The organism is Rhizobium sp. SL42, assembly GCF_021729845.1.
GTDB lineage: Bacteria > Pseudomonadota > Alphaproteobacteria > Rhizobiales > Rhizobiaceae > Allorhizobium.
The window spans coordinates 3,604,794-3,618,898 of record NZ_CP063397.1 but is presented as its reverse complement, the minus strand read 5'-3'; the positions used below and the strand labels follow the sequence as shown (position 1 = coordinate 3,618,898).

Here is a 14,105-nt window from a genome sequence, read left to right as displayed (position 1 = left end):
CCGATCAGTTCTGCTGTTCCTGCAAGGTCACAAGACCGATATTGGTGAAGCCGGCCGTCGAGATCCGCGCCATGACCTGCATGACGGTGCCGTAGGCTGCCGTCGTGTCTGCACGCACAAAGATACGCTCCTTGTATCCGGTCTTGGCAATGGCCTCGAGCTTCGGCACGACTTCCTCGATCGGGATCACCGATTCCTGCAGATAGATTTCGCCCTTGCCATTCACCGAAACGGTAATCGGCTGGGTGTCGGTGTTCATCGCCTGTGCCTGGGTCTGGGGCAGGTCGATCGGCACGCCGACGGTCATCATCGGGGCGGCGACCATGAAGATGATCAACAGAACGAGCATGACGTCGACCATCGGGGTGACGTTGATCTCGCTGACCAGTGCCCGCTTGCTGCCGCGGCGTCCGCGTCGGCCACCACCGCCGCCTCCTGATCCGACTGACATACCCATGATGCGTCTCCGTTCGTCGATATCTTACTGTGCGGCCTGGCGAGGCTGCAGCTTTTCGTCGATCTGGCGCGACAGGATGGCGGAAAACTCGTCGGCAAAACCTTCCATGCGGGCGGTCAGCTTGCCGGCTTCCCCGGAAAACTTGTTGTAGGCGATGACCGCGGGAATAGCGGCGACAAGGCCGATGGCCGTTGCGAGAAGCGCTTCGGCGATACCGGGAGCAACGACGGCAAGGCTGGTGTTCTTCGAGCCGGCGATCGCCTGGAACGAGGTCATGATGCCGATGACGGTTCCGAAGAGGCCGATAAACGGCGCGGCGGAACCGATGGTGGCGAGTGATGAAAGGCGGCCTTCGAGCGTTTCGCTCTCGCGGGCCATGGTTACATCCATGGCGCGGTCGATACGCATCTGCAGGCCGATCGGCGAACGGGCGCCGCGTTCGAAGCTCTTCTTCCATTCGCGCATGGCGGCAACGAACATGGCGGCAAGGCCGGTGTTGTTACGCTCGGCAAGCGTCCGGTAAAGTTCTTCAAGGGACTGACCCGACCAGAAGACCTGTTCGAACTGGTCGAACTGACGCCGGGCGCGGGCATAGCTGAGATATTTGTCGATGACGATCGCCCAGGTCCAGACCGATGCCGCAATCAGGCCGAGCATGACCAGCTTGACGATCAGGCCCGCCTGCATGAACAGAGCCCAGATGCTCACGTCATGGGTCGCTGCTGCCATTCCAACTTGTTCCATCGCCTTCAAATCCCCGAAATCCAAACGCCCGGTGGTGGACCGGGCGGTGAAAAAGCCGTGCTAGTGGAAGTTTGCGGTCGCCATCGCTGAACGCCTTACCCCGCTTCAAGCTCCCAGATTGCCTTCTGAGCGCGAAATTTGGTCAAAGGAAGGCGTGCGATGCACAAATATTCCGTGCCAGAGTAAGACATCATTATGGTTAAGAAGGCGTTACTTCGGGGTCTCCCGGACGTCTTCGCCAAGGAACTGGCGGGCCAGGTCTTCCGGCAAACGACGCGGGCGGCCGTTGCGGTTGACGACGGCGATAACAACCTTGGCGGCAATCAGCAATTGCTCGCCGCGGCGGATTTCCTGTTCCAGGACCATCTTAGCGCCGCCTGCCTTGATCGTTTTCGTTGCGATCAACAGCACATCATCCATGCGGGCCGGCGCCTTGAAGTCGATCTCCATACGGTGGACGACAAAGACCAGACCTTCCTCGTCCATGCCGATCAGCGCGCTCTGCTCGACACCGAGGCATCGCAGGTAGTCGGTCCGCCCGCGCTCGAGGAAATGCAGATAACGGGCGTGGTAGACCAAGCCGGAGAAATCGGTGTCTTCATAGTAGACGCGCTGGGTCAACCGATGGCCGTTGTCCACCAATTCGCCACTGATCGAAATTGCCTGCGTCGTCATGGGGTTGCTCCTGGAATCGAAAACTTGGGCGGTTGATGGAACGTGGTTGTCTGCCGGTCATTGTAGTGCTGTCACAATGGAGCCCTATCAAGGGGCCGGGCTGAACCTTGAAGGAGATCCATCATGAAAATCGCGATCATGGGCGGTGACGGGTTTGTCGGTTGGCCTACTGCGCTTCATTTGTCCGATGCGGGCCACGATGTCCATATCCTCGACAACCTGTCGCGCCGCTGGATCGATACCGAGCTTGGCGTTCAGTCGCTGACGCCGATGGACAGCATCCAGGAGCGGACACGTATCTGGCATGCCGAGACCGGCCGTCGCATTCATTTCCATCTGATCGATCTCGCGCGCGACTATGATCTGCTGAAGACTTGGCTTGCTGAACAGCGCCCGGATGCAATCATCCATTTTGCCGAACAGCGCGCTGCGCCCTATTCGATGAAGAGCGACCGGCACAAGAACTACACGGTGAACAACAATGTGTCGGCGACCCACAACCTATTGAATGCGTTGGTGGAAATCGGGCTTGATGCACATCTGGTGCATCTCGGCACAATGGGTGTCTACGGCTATTCGACGGTAGGTGCGGCCATCCCTGAGGGCTATCTGCCAGTGGGCATCGAGACGGCCGGTGGCGATATCGCCAGCCAGGAAATTCTCTATCCGGCCAATCCCGGTTCAATCTACCACATGACCAAGTGTCTCGATCAATTGCTCTTCCAGTTCTATGCGAAGAATGACGGCTTGCGGGTGACCGACCTGCATCAGGGGATCGTCTGGGGGACGCATACGGCGCAAACGCGTCTGCATCCGCAGCTGGTCAACCGTTTCGACTATGACGGCGACTACGGCACCGTGCTCAACCGCTTCCTGATCCAGGCGGCAATCGGCTATCCGCTGACGGTGCATGGCACCGGCGGGCAGACGCGCGCCTTCATCCATATCCAGGATTCGGTCCGTTGCATCGAGATCGCGCTCAACAATCCGCCGTCACGCGGGGCAAGGGTCGAGATCTTCAACCAGATGACGGAGACACACCGGGTCCGCGACCTCGCAGAGATGATCTCGACCATGACCGGCACGCAGATCGCCTGGTTGCCGAACCCGCGCAAGGAGGCGCCGGAGAACGACCTGATCGTTCGCAACGAGAAGTTCCGCAGTCTTGGGCTTTCGCCGACAACCCTGGAAAACGGGCTGCTTTCGGAGATTGTCGACGTGGCGAAAAAGTTCGCTTATCGTGTCGATCGGTCAAGGGTTCCGGCTGTTTCCGCCTGGACCCGCGACATTGCCCGGACGCTCAACCGCGACCCCGAAGGCAAGATGCTCAGGTCGGTTTCTTAGACAACAGGACATACGGTGGTCGAAGCTCTGGTGCCCGCTCTGACGCGGCAGGCTTTTGTGACGCTGGTGACCAATGGCGACTATGCCATGGGCGCACTGGCGCTGGCGCGTTCTATCCGACGGACGAAAACATCAGCCGAAATAATCGTGCTGCATACAGAACAGGTAGAGCAAGAGGTTTTGGCGCCATTGGCCGACATGGGCTGCTGGCTGGTCGAGGTCGATCCGCTGCCGCTGTCGGATGCCTTCAATGCGAGGCACGGGCGTGGTGCCGTGCATCAGGCCGCCCCGTTCACCAAGGGGCGCAAGCCGACATTTCATTCGCCGCTCGACAATTTCTGCAAGCTGCGGCTCTGGGAACTGACCGAATACGAGACCTGTGTCTTCATCGACGCGGATGCGCTCGTGCTGCGGAATATCGACAAGCTGTTTGACTATCCGGAGTTTTCCGCAGCGCCGAATGTCTACGAGAGCCTGTCCGATTTCCATCGGCTCAATTCCGGCGTATTCGTCGCAAAACCGTCGCGGGAGACCTTTGCCAGGATGCTGGCGCGGCTCGACAGGCTCGACGCCTTCTGGCCGCGCACGGACCAGTCTTTCCTGCAGAGCTTTTTTCCGGACTGGCACGGCCTGCCGGTGACAATGAACATGCTGCAATATGTCTGGTTCAACATGCCGGCACTATGGGATTGGCGGCAGATCGGCGTGCTGCACTACCAATATGAAAAGCCATGGGAAACCGATCATCCCAAGGCGGCACAACTGAAGCCGCTGATCGATCTCTGGCATGCGTTTTACCAAGGCGATCCGATCCCGGATATCGATAGCCTTGCCAACCCCAGCGATGGCCGATGAAAGTTCTGGTCTCTGGCGGCACCGGGCTTGTCGGCCGCTATCTGGTCGAAGGTCTTTTGTCTGCTGGCTATGCGGTGACGATCGGTGGGAGAACGGCACCGGCATGTGACCTGTTTGCGGCTGATGTCGATTTCATGCCGCTGTCGCTTGAGCCCGGCGCCGGCCAGCCCGGTCTGTTCGAAGGCTTCGATCACTTCGTTCACGCAGCCTTCGATCACCTTCCCGGCCTGTATCGCGGAGGCGAAGGTGCCGATGCGGATGGCTTTGTCCGACGCAATCTGGATGGCACAGTCAGCCTGTTCGAAAGCGCCAGGCAGGAAGGCGTGCGACGCTGCATCTTTCTGTCAAGCCGCGCCGTCTACGATGGTTTGCCGGATGGCAGCGTACTCTCGGAGGATGCCGACGTCCGTCCGACCACACTTTACGGGCAGGTCAAGTTGAAGGCAGAGCAGGCGCTACACGCACTGTCCACGGCGGAATTCTGCGGCGTCAGCCTGCGCGTCACCGGCGTCTATGGCCATCTGAGACCAAACAAGTGGGACGGCCTGTTTGCCGACTATCTGGCCGGCCGTACGATCGAGAGCCGCGCCGGGTCTGAGGTTCACGGCAGTGACGTTGCGGATGCGGTGCGGCTGCTGCTGGAGGTGGATGCCGTAGCGATGCGGGGTCGGATATTCAACGTGTCCGATGTGGTTACAGATCGCCACGAAATCCTGCGCTGGGTGCAAGCGGTGACAGGAGTCGACCACGCCCTGCCATTGGCGGTCGACCAAACCATGGTCGCTTGCATGGAGACCGAGCGAATGCGGTCGCTGGGATGGAGGCCGGGCGGCAAGGTGCGGATGGAAGAGACGGTCCGGCGGCTTGCGGCCCGCTGGATTTGACGGCGCATCCCTGCGCCAATGTACGGGAGGGATGCGCTAGGATGGATACTTACTGCGCGGCGATGATGCCGGCAATCAGGCCGGAGGCAACGCTGATCAAGACGTAGTCGTTGTCAACCCTGACCCAGCGCTGGTCGCGACCTGGCTGGCGCAGGCCGTAACGCTTGTAGTCGCGGATGGCCGCGCGTCTCTGCCAGTCATTCATGCGCTCGCCCTTTTTCCAGCGCTTCTTGATCACGACCTTCTTGTGGATCTCTTTCTTATGGATCTCCTTGGTGACCCTGTGCTGCCCTGGGGCGCGATCGTCGTGGCGGTAGGACTGGGCCTGGGCCATCGGTGCTGCCAACATAACCGTGGCGATCGTGATGAGAATTGCTTTCTTCATAACTTGCTTCCTCGTTGTTGATGCCAACGAGGTCTATTCCCTGTGGGGTGAATGAAAAATGAATAAATTCATATGCTTGGTTACGGTTTGGTAATGTTGGGCGCGGCCTCGTGGCGAAATCGCGCGGCGCCTAGAGCATCACGTCGTCTTCACTGAGGCCGAGCGCCTTGAGTGCATCCAGTCGATTGTCTGCATCGTCACCGACGATGAATTCATCGAGTTGCGGCGGCTTGACGCTGGTGCCAGCGAGCATTGCATGCACCTGCCCACGGTGATGGGTCTGGTGCTGGAAAAGGTGACTCAGCACGTCGTCCATGCGGTCGTGCTGGATGCGGTTTCCACGGTGAACAGCGACGATGCGGGCGAGTTCGACTGGACCCAGCGTTGCGCAGAGATCGATCAGTCGCCGGTCAACATCGCGTTGTGCGCCGTAGAGAGCCGAGGCATTGTCGAACGGCTCCTCGTCTTCCCAGGCTTTCGGACCAAGCGTGCCGCCTTCGAGTGCATCGACATAGAACCAGTCGACAATCAGGATGTGGTTCAGGGTTGCCTTCAGCGACGGAAAGAAACTGATGCGCGGGCTCTCGAATTCACCCGCCTGCAGTCCGGCGACGGCGGCGTGGAGCCGCCAGTTGGCCATGGCATTGTTGAGGGCAAGCTTGCGAAAGACGCGGGCCGGATCGGTCATTTTGTGTCAAGATCTCCATCATGCCAGACGATATGCTGCGGGGTCTCCGGTAGTGTTTCAATATGTTCGGCAATGAAATACGGCGGGATATCCAGCAGGGTCAGCCCGGCTTTCGTCGCCTCGGCCCATTTAAATTCCAGATCGCTTGCGCCGTCACGAACCCGATGGATGATATCTGTTGCGTGGAAAGGGAAGCTGCCGGGCAGTTGCATGCGGTAATACATGCCAAATTCGTGGCATTGGCGTCCTTCATAGTGGAAGAAGTTCTCGACGGTCCAGAGCAGGGGGCCAACCGCCGCCACCACGCCGAGTTCCTCCTTCATCTCGCGGATGAGCGTCTGTTGCGAGGTCTCGCCGATCTCGGCGCGGCCACCGGGAAAGGTCCAGAAGGCTTCGTGCGTAGCGCGGTGCACCAGGACGAAACCATCGCGAAATGCGAGGCCGGCAATGCGCATCTGGAACAGGCGACCGTCCTTCTTCTTGATGCGGATGCGGTTGTCCATCAGGCCCTCCGTGCGGTGCCGCGTGCGTCTATTCGTCTTCGAGGGTCAGGCGGAATTGCGCGGCTTCAAGATCCTTCGGAGGCTGCATGCCGAGATGTTTCCAGGCATTGGCGGTCAGGACGCGACCGCGCGGCGTGCGCTGGATGAAGCCCTGCTGGATCATATAGGGCTCGATGATGTCCTCGATGGCGTCGCGGGGTTCGGAAAGGCCGGCCGCGATCGTCTCGATGCCGACGGGACCACCGCCAAAATTCACCGCGATCATGTTGAGGTAGCGCTTGTCGAGCTGGTCTAAGCCCATGTTATCGACCAGAAGGCGGGTCAGCGCCTCATCGGCGATTTCCCGGGTTACGGCTTCGGCGCGGGCAACTTCGGCAAAGTCGCGCACCCGGCGCAGCAGGCGGCCGGCGATGCGTGGGGTGCCGCGGGCACGGCGGGCGATTTCGCGCGCACCGTCGTCGGTCATGCCTAGCCCCATCAGGCGGGCACCGCGGCGCACGATCAGTTCCAGTTCCTCGACGGTGTAGAAGGCGAGGCGTACCGGAATGCCGAAACGGTCGCGCAGTGGCGTGGTCAGCAGGCCAAGGCGGGTGGTCGCTGCGACGAGCGTGAACTTCGACAGGTCGATTTTGACCGATCGCGCCGCCGGACCTTCGCCGATGATCAGGTCGAGCTGGAAGTCCTCCATGGCAGGATAAAGGATTTCCTCGACGGCGGGGCTCAGGCGATGGATTTCGTCGATGAACAGGACGTCGCGTTCCTCAAGATTGGTCAAGAGGGCCGCCAGGTCACCGGCCTTGGCGATCACCGGGCCGGAGGTCGAGCGGAAGTTGACGCCGAGCTCCTTGGCCATGATCTGCGCCAGCGTGGTCTTGCCGAGGCCGGGCGGTCCGACGAAGAGCACATGGTCGAGCGCTTCGCCGCGGTTTTTCGCCGCTTCGATAAAGATCTTCAGGTTGGCCCGCGCTTCTGCCTGGCCGGTGAATTCGTCGAGCGACTGCGGCCGCAGTGCCGTGTCGATGTCTTCGCCGCGTTTTTCCGGGGCCAGGATGGGGTTCGATATGCTCATGCGAGAAGTTCCATTCCGGGCACGCGGCTGGCGGCCTTTTTGTCGAAGGTCATTGTTCTGCTGCAACCGTCGAGCCGGTTCAATTCGCTCAGCAGGGCATCGGCGAAATCCACGTTGAACATCCGGCAGAAATGTACGGCATTGCCAACAGCCTCATAGGATGCAACCTCAAATTCACGTCGTTCCAGTATGGCTTGAACGAAATCGAGGACCCGTTCCTTCGGATAGCGATATTTGCGTCTCAAAACCCAGTTTGCTTCCAGGATCACCGAGAGATTGACGAACAATGTATCGTCAGCCGCGAGGCGATCCAGCAGGCCTGCGACGGCGCCCATCTGTTCGGTGTCGTCCTGGATGGCGAGCCGCAGCAGAACATTGGTGTCGATGCCAAGGCGCTCGCTCATCCGTGTCTGCTTCGCGTATTGGCTCTTTCAAACCGCTCCACAGCGGCATCCATGATCACGTCATCAATGTCTTCTTCTGGCGACAACGGCCCAGCCGGGGGCTCGCCAAGTATACCTGCGAGGTCGCGAACCGACTTGTTGCGCGGGATGATGACCAGTTCTCCGTTGCGCACCCATGCGTAGCACTTGTCACCCGGTCTAACGTTCAGTTGCTCGCGGAGGTCCTTGGGGATCGTCAATTGTCCCTTGGAGGTGATCGTAATGTTGGAACCCATTTCCCGCTCCCTTTCGCCTTACAAAGATAGAATAGTAAGGCGTGACAATGTGTGCAATCGGCTAACGCGACAATTCCTTCAGCCCGAGCCGGATCAGCTTGGCGCTGTCGGCGCCCTCGCCACCGTTCTTCAAGGCGGCGGCCACGGCATTGGCCGCCTGGTCGCGCGAATAGCCGAGATTGGTCAGTGCCGAGACGGCGTCGGCAACCGGGGCCGATGCCACGCCCTCGCCAATCTCCTGCTTCAGGCCGATATTGGCAGAGGCCTCGCCTGCAAAGGCCGGAGCCTTGTTCTTCAGCTCGGTGACGATGCGGACGGCGACCTTCGGGCCGACGCCCGGCGCGCGCGATACCGAGGTCTTGTCCTGCAGCGCAATCGCATTGGCGAGTTCCCCGGGCGTCAGCGTCGACAGCACTGCCAGCGCGACCTTGGCGCCGACACCCTGGACGCTCTGCAGCAGGTTGAACCATTCGCGTTCCAGCGCGCTCATGAAGCCGAAGAGCTTCAACTGGTCTTCGCGGACATAGGTTTCGATGAACAGGACCACGGCCTCGCCGGGCGATCCGAGCCGGCCAAGGGTGCGCGACGAGCAATGGGCGACGTAGCAGACGCCATGCACGTCGACGAGAACATGGTCGTCGCCGATTTCATCGATGGTGCCTTTGAGTTTACCGATCATGAGAGGTCCATTGCGCCAGCGTTAGAGGGGGTGGGTTTCGGGTGTAATGAGCGGGACGCTCGGGAAATAGGTGCGATAGCCTTTCGGGTCGCGCGTCAGGATGGAATAGCCACGGATCGCGGCATGGGCGCCGATAAGGAAATCCGGCAACACCTGCTGGCGAACACCTCCGGCCACGTGGTAGCGGCGGAATGCGACACCTGCGGCAAAGGCCGCGAGCCAAGGGATGCCCTCCCGTCGGAACGTCGATTCAGGCAGAAGGGATTCAACCTCGTCGACATCGGAATATCGAACGGAAAACTCGGCATAGATGACCGGATTGATCAGGAGCGTTTCATTCGTCGCGAAGCGGGCGAGTGCCGCCCGCGACCAGCGCAGCCAGACCGGATCGCGAACCGCCAGATCGACGAGAACATTCGTGTCCACCAAGACCGCCATGGATCAGCGATCCCGTGTCATCGTCATCAACGTTTCCGCGTCGATTGCCGGATCGCCGGTTCCCTCGAGGCGGTCGAGCGCTTGCATGAAGCGATCCAGACGATCGCGATCCTCACGTTTCTGGGTGCCGTCCTTGGGCGCAAGGGTAAGCTTTCCGTTTTCGATCGCGAAAACGACTTCGCTATTCGGCGCGATGCCGAGGAGTTCGCGAAGGTCGCGAGGAATGGTCACCTGACCCTTGGATGTAACGCGCATCTGAATGCCCTCGTGCAGTAAGTAAGAAATATTCTTACTTTCGGAACAAGTCAAGAACAAATCAGGCGCTGGCCAGGACCTTGCGCATGCGGTCGCCGCCGCGATTGTGGGCATGGCAGATGGCAATGGCCAACGCATCGGCTGCGTCATTGCCCTTGAATTCGGCCTTGGGCATCAGGATTTTCAGCATCATGTGGATCTGTTTCTTGTCGCCGTGACCGACCCCGATGACCGCTTTCTTGACGGCGTTGGGGGCGTATTCGGCAACCGGCAGGCCGGCGCGGGCGGGGACGAGCATGGCGATGCCGCGCGCCTGCCCGAGCTTCAGGGTCGCCACCGCATCCTTGTTGACAAAGGTCTGCTCGACGGCCGCCTCGTGCGGCTGATAGGCATGCACGACTTCGGCCAGGCCGTCATGCAACTGGCACAGACGGGAGGCAAGATCCATGTCGCCATCGGAGGTAACCGTGCCGGAGGCGACGAAGCGCAATGAATTTCCAAGCGTCTCGATGACACCCCAGCCACAGCGGCGGAGGCCCGGGTCAATGCCGATGATGCGAATCGTGCTGGTCATGAGAAACCCTAGTTCGAATGGCCGCATCTGTGCCAGTGAAATGTGAACAAAACAAAAACATCGTTGTTTGTTGTGTTTTATTACGATCCAGCCTTGGGGCGTGAAGCGATCGTGCCTACATTGGTTGGACAGCTTCAATGCAGGATATGCGGCATGATCCCTTTTTCCATTCTCGACCTCTCGCCGATCGCGGAAGGCCACTCGGTTTCCGAGGCGCTTGACGCATCGCGCCTGATGGCCCAGGCGGCCGAGGCCAATGGATATCTGCGGTTCTGGCTTGCCGAGCATCATGGCATGCCGGGCATTGCCAGCGCGGCGACCTCGATCGTGATCGCCCATGTCGGCGCCGCGACAAGGACGATCCGCATCGGTTCCGGCGGTATCATGCTGCCGAACCACTCGCCGTTGGTGATTGCCGAACAGTTCGGCACGCTGGAGGCATTGTTTCCTGGCCGCGTCGATCTCGGGCTTGGTCGCGCGCCGGGAACGGACATGCGCACTGCAAGGGCCTTGCGTCGCAACCTCGAGGCCGGCACCGAGAGCTTCCCGCATGATATCATCGAGTTGCAGCGCTTGCTGGGAGAGCCGGCAGAAGAGCATGACTTGCTGGCGGTGCCCGGCACGCGCAGCCATGTGCCCTTGTGGATCCTCGGCTCCAGCCTTTACAGCGCGCATCTCGCGGCGGCCCTCGGATTGCCGTATGCCTTCGCCTCGCATTTTGCGCCCGACCAGCTTATCGACGCTGTTCACATCTATCGCGAGCGCTTCCAGCCTTCGGCGTCGCTGCAAAAGCCCTATGTGATTGCCGGCGTGATGGGCGCGATCGCTGAAGACGATGAAACGGCGCAGCATCTGTTCACCTCGGCACAGCAGCAGTTCGTCAACCTGCGGCGCAACATCCGGCGACCCTTCCCGCGACCGATGGCGATGGAGGGCTACTGGACCGATATGGAGCAGATCACGGTGGAGCATACCTTGCGCTATGCCATCGTTGGATCGCCCAAGACCGCGCGCGCCAAGCTTGATGATTTCCTGTCCGAGGTCAGACCCGACGAACTGATCATATCGATGCCGATCCACGACATTTCGGCCCGGCTTCGTTCGGTCGAGTTGTTCGCCGAGGTGCGCAACAGCATATTTCAAGCGGCCTAGCGGCTTTATCGTCAAAAAACCCGTTTCTGCATTGACGTTTTAACGCCTGATTAAAAACTCGAAGTGAATGCTGCCTGCCAACAGAGGAGAGGTCCGTCGCCGCCGGCGATGCGATCGTTTTTTTCTCTAGAGAGATGCAGCAGTCGCCTCGCGTTCTGCGGCATGTCCAGTGGGATCAACCATGGCTGCTCGTTTCAATTCGCTGTCGTTTAAAGTCATCGCCATCTTTCTCGTCCTGACATTTGTCACCGTCGCCTTATTGAATGTCTTCGCCTATCGCACATCGAACAGTGTCTTCCAGGCGCAGACGGAGAGGGCGATGGCGAGTACTTTGATCTTCCGCGGCGACATGCTGGTGCAGCAGTTGAGCGAGTTGCAGAACCAGGCGGCCTCGATTGCCAAGATCGAAACGCTGCAGCAGTCGCTGACCGGCCTGAAGAGCGGCTGGAACACGATCACCAAGAATTCAGGGGATGCCAAGGCAGAGTTGCAGCGCGTCTTCGTGACGGAAAATCCCAATCCGCCCACCGAGCGCGAAAAGCTGCTGAAACCGGAAGGGCCGAGCGGTTTTTATTATTCTACCCATGAAACGACGCAGGCACAGGTCGGCGGCTATCTGGCGCAGACCAGCTTTGACGACATGCTGATCGCCGATCAGAACGGCAATATCGTCTACAGCTACCAGAAGGGTCCGGCCTTTGCCGAAAATGCCACCAAGGGCGCTTTGGCCGAAGCGGGGCTCGGAAAGGCCTATGCGCGCAGCGTCGAAGCGGCTGCCAAGGCCGTGGACGATGTGGCAGCCGTGAGCTTCTCCGGTCTGAGCATTGGCGCCGATGCGGCTTCGCCAGATATCTATTTCGCCGTTCCGATCGTCAAACTCGGCGCCTACAAGGGTTCGATCCTGTTTGCCGTCAAGGCCGACGCGCTGGTCAACCTGCTGACCAAGGGTATTGCCGCGGGCAGTAGCCAGCAGGCTTCCATCCTGTCTTCGGATGGCACAGGTATCGGCCTGTCGTCGTCCGGCCAGTTGACCGACATCAAGGCTGACTTCAAGGCCGCGGCCGACGGTGTCACCATCCAGACGGTCGAACGCACGGATGGCGCAGCCCAGGCCTATGGCCGCAAGGTGTCGTTCGCGGGCCAGGATTTCATTGTGACGGAAAGCATGACCCTGGCTGAAATCGACGCCGGTTCGCTGGAAATCGCAACCATCCTGACCATTACGGGGCTGGTCGCGCTGGTGCTTCTGGCCGCAGCCACCGGTGTCCTGACCAATCGGCTGTTTGCGCCGCTCAAGCGGCTTGCCGCATTCACCGGTGCTGTTGCCGACGGCAAGATCGACGAGCCGGTTGCAAACCAGGATCGTGGCGATGAAATCGGCAGCATGGCGCGTGCGCTGGAGCGGTTCCGCCAGGGCCTGATAGAACAGCAGCGGCAGTCCGCAGAGCGTCGTGAGGAGCGTGAACGTGTTGATCAGGAGCGTCGCCAGCGCATGGCGGAGCGCGACAGCGAGGCGCAATCGCTGCAGGCCGTCGTGCAGACGCTGGACGAAAGCCTCGACCGGCTCGCCGGCGGCGATCTCGCCTTCCAGATCGAACAGCGTTTCCCGGCCGAGCTTGAAAGCCTCAGAAGCAATTTCAACAAGGCAATCCTGACGCTGAGCAATACGCTCAGCGGCATTGGCGGCAATTCGGTTGCCGTGCGCGAAGGGTCGCAGGAAATGCGCTCCGGCGCCGATCAACTGGCCGAGCGTACCGAACGCCAGGCCGTGGCGATTTCCCAGGCCGCCAACGCGATCAAGGAGATCACCGGTGCGGTGAAGGTGCAGATTTCACGAGCCGAAGACGCCAACAAGATTGCCCGTGCGGCAAAGGACGATACAGAGACGTCGGGTACGATCATGCGCGACACGATTGCGGCGATGGAGGCGATCCAGGGCTCGTCGCAGGAGATCAACAAGATCATCTCGGTGATCGACGAGATTGCCTTCCAGACCAACCTTCTGGCGCTCAACGCAGGCGTTGAGGCGGCGCGAGCAGGCGAAAGCGGCAAGGGCTTTGCTGTCGTCGCGCAGGAAGTGCGCGAACTGGCGCAGCGCTCGTCGAATGCCGCCAAGCAGATCGCCAGCCTGCTGGCCAAGTCGACGACGGAAGTCGACCAGGGCGTCAAGCTGGTCGAGCGGGCAGGGGCGGCACTCGACGGCATCGGGTCGCATGTTCTGGCAATCAACGGCCGGATCAGCGAAATCATGGAATCGACCCGCGAGGAAGCGCAGACGCTCGGCGATATCAACGGTTCGGTGAACCAGCTCGATGTCATGACCCAGCAGAACGCGGCCATGGTCGAGGAAACGACGGCCGCCATTCACAAGCTCGCCAGCGAGGCCACGGAAATGGATCAGCGCCTGGGCCAGTTCACACTCGGCCATGCGTCGCATCACGATGCTGCGGTATTGCACGAGTATCGTCGCGCCGGGTGAAGCCGTCGCAAACACGACAAGCTGTCAGGTGCGAGGCGGGCGAGGTTTTTCTCGCCCGCTTTCTTTTTGTTCTCTGTGCGGCAAGCAAATCCGAGATTGCAAAGAAGATATCGAAACTTCGTGGTAAACAGATTGCAAAGGGTCAAGGTTAACAACCGTAGTTAAGCCGAACTTAACTTTTCCAATCCATTATCCATCCGAGATCAGGTTATCGGCGTGTGCTGGCCTGATGCACAAAGCTGGAT

18 protein-coding genes are annotated in these 14,105 nt (G+C 60.1%); 5 read left to right on the top strand and 13 right to left on the bottom strand.

Annotated features, from left to right (window positions below):
* Nucleotides 1–4 precede the first annotated feature (4 nt).
* The 3 genes from tolR to ybgC all read right to left on the bottom strand — a co-directional run bounded on the left by tolR (nucleotide 5) and on the right by ybgC (nucleotide 1,876).
* On the bottom strand, nucleotides 5–457 hold the full coding sequence (gene tolR / locus IM739_RS17110) for a protein TolR (RefSeq protein ID WP_237368883.1): 453 nt from the start codon (nucleotides 455–457) through the stop codon (nucleotides 5–7).
* Nucleotides 458–481: 24 nt separating this feature from the next.
* A complete protein-coding gene (tolQ, locus tag IM739_RS17105) occupies nucleotides 482–1,201 on the bottom strand; it encodes a protein TolQ (protein WP_237368882.1) in 720 nt (239 codons plus the stop codon).
* A 210-nt stretch (nucleotides 1,202–1,411) separates the two neighbouring features.
* On the bottom strand, nucleotides 1,412–1,876 hold the full coding sequence (gene ybgC / locus IM739_RS17100) for a tol-pal system-associated acyl-CoA thioesterase (RefSeq protein ID WP_237368881.1): 465 nt from the start codon (nucleotides 1,874–1,876) through the stop codon (nucleotides 1,412–1,414).
* Between the two features lie 123 nt (nucleotides 1,877–1,999).
* Here ybgC and IM739_RS17095 point away from each other — a divergent pair, with 123 nt between their 5' ends.
* Genes IM739_RS17095 through IM739_RS17085 form a run of 3 tightly spaced genes read left to right on the top strand, consistent with a single transcriptional unit; the run spans nucleotide 2,000 to nucleotide 4,959 of the window.
* Nucleotides 2,000–3,220: an NAD-dependent epimerase/dehydratase family protein gene (locus IM739_RS17095; protein WP_237368880.1), complete on the top strand. Its 1,221-nt coding sequence runs from the start codon at nucleotides 2,000–2,002 to the stop codon at nucleotides 3,218–3,220.
* Between the two features lie 15 nt (nucleotides 3,221–3,235).
* A complete protein-coding gene (locus tag IM739_RS17090; protein ID WP_272911323.1) occupies nucleotides 3,236–4,075 on the top strand; it encodes a glycosyltransferase in 840 nt (279 codons plus the stop codon).
* Nucleotides 4,072–4,959, top strand: a complete 888-nt coding sequence (locus tag IM739_RS17085) for an NAD-dependent epimerase/dehydratase family protein (RefSeq protein WP_237368879.1) — start codon at nucleotides 4,072–4,074, stop codon at nucleotides 4,957–4,959. Before IM739_RS17090 ends, IM739_RS17085 begins: the two co-directional genes overlap by 4 nt.
* Nucleotides 4,960–5,008: 49 nt before the next feature.
* On the opposite strand, the gene IM739_RS17080 is transcribed toward IM739_RS17085, so the two are convergent.
* The 10 genes from IM739_RS17080 to ruvC form a co-directional block, all read right to left on the bottom strand.
* Nucleotides 5,009–5,344, bottom strand: coding sequence for an RcnB family protein (locus IM739_RS17080; protein WP_237368878.1), 336 nt, complete (start codon nucleotides 5,342–5,344; stop codon nucleotides 5,009–5,011).
* A 130-nt stretch (nucleotides 5,345–5,474) separates the two neighbouring features.
* Complete coding sequence (locus tag IM739_RS17075) at nucleotides 5,475–6,032, bottom strand: DinB family protein (protein ID WP_237368877.1); 558 nt, start codon at nucleotides 6,030–6,032, stop codon at nucleotides 5,475–5,477.
* A complete protein-coding gene (locus IM739_RS17070) occupies nucleotides 6,029–6,535 on the bottom strand; it encodes an NUDIX hydrolase (RefSeq protein WP_237368876.1) in 507 nt (168 codons plus the stop codon). Before IM739_RS17070 ends, IM739_RS17075 begins: the two co-directional genes overlap by 4 nt.
* A gap of 28 nt (nucleotides 6,536–6,563) precedes the next feature.
* On the bottom strand, nucleotides 6,564–7,604 hold the full coding sequence (gene ruvB, locus IM739_RS17065) for a Holliday junction branch migration DNA helicase RuvB (protein WP_113142081.1): 1,041 nt from the start codon (nucleotides 7,602–7,604) through the stop codon (nucleotides 6,564–6,566).
* A complete protein-coding gene (locus tag IM739_RS17060; RefSeq protein ID WP_237368875.1) occupies nucleotides 7,601–8,008 on the bottom strand; it encodes a PIN domain-containing protein in 408 nt (135 codons plus the stop codon). The genes ruvB and IM739_RS17060 overlap by 4 nt, the downstream gene beginning before the upstream one ends.
* A complete protein-coding gene (locus IM739_RS17055) occupies nucleotides 8,005–8,283 on the bottom strand; it encodes an AbrB/MazE/SpoVT family DNA-binding domain-containing protein (RefSeq protein WP_237368874.1) in 279 nt (92 codons plus the stop codon). The genes IM739_RS17060 and IM739_RS17055 overlap by 4 nt, the downstream gene beginning before the upstream one ends.
* Nucleotides 8,284–8,344: 61 nt before the next feature.
* Nucleotides 8,345–8,962, bottom strand: a complete 618-nt coding sequence (ruvA, locus tag IM739_RS17050) for a Holliday junction branch migration protein RuvA (protein ID WP_237368873.1) — start codon at nucleotides 8,960–8,962, stop codon at nucleotides 8,345–8,347.
* A 21-nt stretch (nucleotides 8,963–8,983) separates the two neighbouring features.
* Nucleotides 8,984–9,400, bottom strand: a complete 417-nt coding sequence (locus IM739_RS17045; RefSeq protein WP_237368872.1) for a type II toxin-antitoxin system VapC family toxin — start codon at nucleotides 9,398–9,400, stop codon at nucleotides 8,984–8,986.
* A 3-nt stretch (nucleotides 9,401–9,403) separates the two neighbouring features.
* A complete protein-coding gene (locus IM739_RS17040) occupies nucleotides 9,404–9,655 on the bottom strand; it encodes an AbrB/MazE/SpoVT family DNA-binding domain-containing protein (RefSeq protein WP_237368871.1) in 252 nt (83 codons plus the stop codon).
* A 61-nt stretch (nucleotides 9,656–9,716) separates the two neighbouring features.
* The gene (gene ruvC, locus IM739_RS17035) at nucleotides 9,717–10,229 is read right to left on the bottom strand and encodes a crossover junction endodeoxyribonuclease RuvC (protein WP_237368870.1); all 513 of its coding nucleotides are present in this window, start codon (nucleotides 10,227–10,229) and stop codon (nucleotides 9,717–9,719) included.
* Nucleotides 10,230–10,382: 153 nt separating this feature from the next.
* Between ruvC and IM739_RS17030 the strand changes: the two genes are divergently transcribed.
* The gene (locus IM739_RS17030) at nucleotides 10,383–11,381 is read left to right on the top strand and encodes an LLM class flavin-dependent oxidoreductase (protein ID WP_237368869.1); all 999 of its coding nucleotides are present in this window, start codon (nucleotides 10,383–10,385) and stop codon (nucleotides 11,379–11,381) included.
* Nucleotides 11,382–11,562: 181 nt separating this feature from the next.
* Nucleotides 11,563–13,860, top strand: a complete 2,298-nt coding sequence (locus tag IM739_RS17025) for a methyl-accepting chemotaxis protein (RefSeq protein ID WP_237368868.1) — start codon at nucleotides 11,563–11,565, stop codon at nucleotides 13,858–13,860.
* Nucleotides 13,861–14,105: the final 245 nt, after the last annotated feature.